The sequence below is a fragment of the Nocardioides sp. genome, assembly GCF_031422975.1.
Classification (GTDB): Bacteria; Actinomycetota; Actinomycetes; order Propionibacteriales; family Nocardioidaceae; genus Nocardioides.
Map to the genome: position 1 here is coordinate 1 of NZ_JANPEO010000151.1, position 4,643 is coordinate 4,643.

5 protein-coding genes are annotated in these 4,643 nt (G+C 67.5%); 3 read left to right on the plus strand and 2 right to left on the minus strand.

Translation table 11 applies throughout. From position 1 onward, the window contains the following. Positions 1-97 precede the first annotated feature (97 nt). Together RMO85_RS04755 and RMO85_RS04760 are read left to right on the plus strand one after the other, a co-directional pair. A complete protein-coding gene (locus RMO85_RS04755) occupies positions 98-466 on the plus strand; it encodes an SDR family oxidoreductase (protein WP_310526790.1) in 369 nt (122 codons plus the stop codon). Positions 467-969: 503 nt separating this feature from the next. Further along, positions 970-1,323 carry a hypothetical protein gene (locus tag RMO85_RS04760; protein ID WP_310526791.1) on the plus strand — a complete coding sequence of 118 codons (354 nt, stop codon included), beginning with the start codon at positions 970-972 and terminating at the stop codon, positions 1,321-1,323. Positions 1,324-1,571: 248 nt separating this feature from the next. Here the strand turns inward: RMO85_RS04760 and RMO85_RS04765 are convergent, their stop codons facing one another. Further along, positions 1,572-2,381 carry an SDR family NAD(P)-dependent oxidoreductase gene (locus RMO85_RS04765; RefSeq protein ID WP_310526792.1) on the minus strand — a complete coding sequence of 270 codons (810 nt, stop codon included), beginning with the start codon at positions 2,379-2,381 and terminating at the stop codon, positions 1,572-1,574. Between the two features lie 216 nt (positions 2,382-2,597). Here RMO85_RS04765 and RMO85_RS04770 point away from each other — a divergent pair, with 216 nt between their 5' ends. Beyond that, entirely contained in the window at positions 2,598-3,503 is a 906-nt protein-coding gene (locus RMO85_RS04770) for a haloalkane dehalogenase (RefSeq protein ID WP_310526793.1), read from the plus strand. Between the two features lie 270 nt (positions 3,504-3,773). Here the strand turns inward: RMO85_RS04770 and RMO85_RS04775 are convergent, their stop codons facing one another. Beyond that, positions 3,774-3,962, minus strand: a complete 189-nt coding sequence (locus RMO85_RS04775) for a hypothetical protein (protein WP_310526794.1) — start codon at positions 3,960-3,962, stop codon at positions 3,774-3,776. Positions 3,963-4,643: the final 681 nt, after the last annotated feature.

The following is a 4,643-nucleotide window of genomic DNA, read 5'->3' on the forward strand; positions in this document are numbered from 1 at the left end:
CGCAGCCGGCGACCACCAGCTGGGACCACGAACTGGCCGTCGACATTAGTTCGCGCTCTTGAGCTGCGCAGCGACGACGGCAAGGCGTCCGAGCCGCATGCGCCGCCTGTCGGCGCCGCACGACGGTCGCACAGGCGGCAGGGTGATCTGGATGACGTCCGGACAGGCGCTCGGGCCGATGAGCGACAACCTGGCCTACGCGGTGTCCAAAGCCGCACTGGCAGGAGCCACCTGGTCCGTCGCCGACGAGCTCATCGGCAAAGGGATCGTCCTGAACACCATCAATCCCGGTCCCGTAAACACGGGGTATCTCGACAGCGCCCCTGACGCCGTCCTCCAAAGGTTCCCGCATCACAGGCTCGGGGAACCCGAGGACCCTGCTCTCTTGATCGCCTGGCTCGCCAGCGACGAGGGCGAGTGGATGGTCGGGCAAATGCTCAACTCCGAAGGCGGGTTCCGTCGATAGCCACTCCCGAAGCGCCCGCATCTGCCGCGAGTCGCGCGTTCGCACACCTGTCCCACTCCGCGTGCAGGCGCGGTCACTTGTTGGATTACAGTCACCGGTTCCCCCGATCGGAGAAGTCCATGCACGTGTTCATTCGCCCAGGACAGCGTTTCCTCTCCTGTCTGGTCTGTCAGGGGCTGACGTTCGAGAGACGCTCTATCAAGATGGTCACGACAGGTATGGCGGCATTGGATCTGGAGTGGATGAATCAGTCGGCCGATGCAGCGATCTGCCTACGCTGTGGGTTTGTGCATTCCTTCTCGGGCTCGGGTCATCAGTGGATTGAGCCGAGTGTCGTCAAGGACGGCGATCTTCCTGTGGACCCGCTCGCCTAGAACCTGACGCGCGGAAAGGACTGGTTGCGGTCGCAGACGCGCGTCACACCGGCCAGTCGGGCGCACCCGATCGACCAGCCGATGAGCGTTTGCCTCGCGCAGCTGGGAGCGCGGGGCCATACTCGGCGAATGATCTGGGCGAAAGCTGCGCTGGCGGGTGGATTGCTTGTGCTCCTCGCAGCCTTTGCCACCGGCACGGAGAACCAACTGTCCGCGTCGGTCATGGGCCAGGCCCAAGACTGCGGTCCCTCGATCTCCGCCTCGTGGCTGGTGTCCGGCACCCCCGATCAAGCGCAACCCGGCTCGGCGGCCACCGACGATGAACGACGCACAGCAGCATCCTGCGGGCCTGCGATACATGAGTCCCGAGTGCTGATCGTGACGATCATGGGCATGGGCTGCCTCCTTGCTCTCATCGGGTGGACTGCCATCGGTACGCGACGAGAAACCGTGCCGCACACGGTGACGCCTGCCCGCGCCTAGAGCGCAGTGAGCGCCGGCGGAAACGTCCGGATCTGCTTGTTGTGCGCGTGATCCGCGCCGGTCTAGAAGGTTCGTCACACCGCCGTCTACCGGCGTGCCTGGAAAGTGTCCGGAATCCGCGCGTGGACCTTGGCCGGCTGACGCGGTATGTCCGCTGTGCTTGTGAGGGTCGCTGGCTTCGGCGCCACCGTGCGTGGCATGTCGCCCCGGCGACCGGGACAACAGGCGCACCTGGCGCCGGTCGTGCTTCAGCCGCGCTCCTCGGCGATGCTGTTGCCACCGTCGACCACGAGGCACTGGCCAGTGACGAACGACGCCCCAGGTGTGCACAGGAAGGCGATGGCGGCCGCGACCTCATCGGGCACGGCACTTCGCCCGGCAGGGGTGTGACCGCCCTGGACCTCCTCGTCGGCCGTCTGGCTCCCGGTCGCGATCCAGCCAGGCGCCACGGCGTTGGCCGTGACGCCGTCCGCCGCATAGTCCAGGCCCACGGACCGCGCGAGACCAACCATGCCCGCCTTCGCCGCGGCATACGCCGCCTCGTCCCGCATCGCCATGACAGGGCCGGTCACTGAGGCGACCATCACCACACGGCCCCAGCCTTGCGCTCGCATGCCCGGCAGGACAGCACGGGTGGCCAGGAACGCGGTGTCCAGGTTACGAGTCAACGAACGTCGCCACTGCCCGTAGGACAGCTCGCCGACCGGGCCTGACTCGGTGCCATCGGCGGACGCTTTGGGGACCCCCGGCGCACTCACGCTGGTCATGCCTGCGTTGTTCACCAAGATCGCAGGCGGACCCAGCACGTCGACCACGCGCGCTAGTGCGTCGCGCACCTGCTCCTCGTCAGTGAGGTCTGCCACCACGCCCATCGCCCGGACACCCTGCTGCTCCAGCTCCGCGGCACGGTCGAAGGCGCGGCCGGAGGTCGCGGCCACCGCAACGTCCGCTCCGAGAGCGCCGAGCAACCGCGCGGTGGCGAACCCGATCCCGTCCGGCCCGCCAGCACCCGTGACCCACGCGACTCGGCCGGAGAGGTTGAAGAGAGCAGGCCACATGCGCGAACCCTCACCCCTCGGTGGCGCCAGGTCAAGCACCGCATTCCCGGACAGGCAGTCCGTCGGTGCTGCCCCGCCCCCCTATCGAATTGGGTCTCGTCTTTGAGGTCCCCGGATGATCAACGGCCCTGACCCGGTCCAGGGCCGGGGATGCCTGAGAAGGCCGCACTACTGCGTAGCGTCGCGGGGCAGCACCGTCCTGCAAGACTGTCTGGCATGGAGGTCTACCGAACCCCGGATGCCGCTTTCGACCACTGCCCGGGCTTCCGCTGGGAGCCGGGCTACGCCCAGGTGGTTGACCCGGACGGTGGCACTCTGCGAGTGGCCTACATCGACGCGGGGCCGGTCGACGGGCCGGTAGCGCTGCTCCTGCACGGCGAGCCCACATGGTCGTTCCTCTACCGGCATGTGATCAGCGTGCTCACCGAACGCGGGATCAGGTGCGTGGTGCCCGACACGGTCGGCTTCGGACGTTCCGACAAGCCGGTCCGGCAAGCCGACTACTCCTTCGCCCGGATGGTCGAGTGGACCCGCGAGCTGGTCTTCGACCACCTCGACCTGCGCGAGGTCACCCTGGTCGGCCAGGACTGGGGAGGGCTGATCGGTCTCCGACTGCTCGCCGAACAGCCGGACCGCTTCACTCGAGTTGTCGCGGCCAACACGGGTCTGCCCACCGGTGACTTCGACATGCCGGAGATCTGGTGGCAGTTCCGCCGCGCGGTTGAAGCCGCCGAGGTCCTCGACATCGGTCGTTTGGTCGCCGCTGGCTGCGTGCACCCGATGGCCGACGACGTCCGCGCCGCCTACGACGCGCCGTTCCCCGAGGAGCGCGCCAAAGCCGGCGTCCGAGCCATGCCCAACCTTGTCCCCACCAGACCCGACGACCCCGCCAGCGAAGCCAACCGCGCCGCTTGGCAGGTGCTCTCGGCCAGCGAGTTGCCGTTCCTGCTGGCGTTCAGCGACAGCGACCCCATCACCGGTGCGATGGCACCGATCCTGCGCAAGCTCATCCCCGGCACCCGAGGCCTCGATCACCCGATTCTCCAGAACGCCGGCCACTTCCTCCAAGAGGACGCCGGCGCCGAGCTTGGCCGTGTCGTTGCGGACTTCATGCTGAGCTGACCGCCTCGTGCGCATGCCACCCATGGGCACCTCAGCACGCAAGGCTTCGGGCAACCGCGTCGTATCGTCGCGTGCAGGCGCCTGCCGGCTTACCTGATCTGCCGAGAGATGAGCGCGCACCCGCCACCACTGGCCGCGTGATCGAGTCAGCCGACGAGCTTGTCCCCTCAGACGGGCTACAGACCCGTTGGTGCGCGATGCCACGGCAATTGTGCGCCACTCCCGGGCTCGACGTGGCTGCGCGCCCTTGGGCAGGAACGGCATCGCTACTCAGCCAAGGAGCGGTCCGGCCCATCGCCAGTCGCCGTCAGGCCCGCGGTACTCCACGCGCTGGACCTCCTCTGCGAGCTCGTCCTCGGTAGCGGCCCAAGCGAGCGCGGCGGCGTGCTCTGGGAAATCGCGCTCGTCCAGAGCTTCCCCCATGCCGTCGAGGAACCGGTATGTCACCACGGTGACCACGTTAGTGGTCCACCTCGTCACCGCAACAGCGCGCCCGAGGGGCTCTCGAAAGGGCTGACAAGGATCTCAGCTCCGTGAACAGGCAGGCCGTGACGGGCCGAAGTGGAACGGCGACGCCACGACTCACGAGAGGTACCAGACGCGCCCGGCGACATCGGTGGGAGTCACCCGGCAGGGACGCAGGACGTCAGATGTCTGCGGCCGGGCCTCTGCGTTGACCTGCGCGGTCAACCGACCGCGAGACAGGACTACGACGTATCCGATGCCTCCGGCCATGACGATCAGGTTCCGGATGTCACGATGGGAGGCATGAACGCATGTCCTCAATGCGCGGCCCCGATCCCGACGGACGTCGACCAGTCACCAGCTGCAATCGAGTACTGCCCACGATGTGACGCCGACTTGCCGCGACGAACTCGAGCCGGGTCGTTGGAGCAGTGGCTTCCCTGAGAGCGCTTCGTTCCGTCTGTCTTCTCCACTGGACACTGATCCAGCACGTGGTGCGTCTTTGCGCCGCCAGTGCCGGACGACGACGTGGTCACCGAGGTTCACGCCAGGAGCGTGCCCTCGAGTAGGTCCAGGGTGCGCTCGCACCATTCGCCGGTGGTCCAACCCGCTTCGGCGACCAGGTCGCTCCACGCATGATGGGACGTGACGGACCAGATCATTCGGGCCGCCGCT

Bases quoted from the DNA above. Each gene is read 5' to 3' on its own strand.
- RMO85_RS04760 (WP_310526791.1), top strand. From the start codon at position 970: ATGATCTGGGCGAAAGCTGCGCTGGCGGGTGGATTGCTTGTGCTCCTC.
- RMO85_RS04755 (WP_310526790.1), top strand. From the start codon at position 98: ATGCGCCGCCTGTCGGCGCCGCACGACGGTCGCACAGGCGGCAGGGTG.
- RMO85_RS04765 (WP_310526792.1), bottom strand. From the start codon at position 2,381: ATGTGGCCTGCTCTCTTCAACCTCTCCGGCCGAGTCGCGTGGGTCACG.
- RMO85_RS04770 (WP_310526793.1), top strand. From the start codon at position 2,598: ATGGAGGTCTACCGAACCCCGGATGCCGCTTTCGACCACTGCCCGGGC.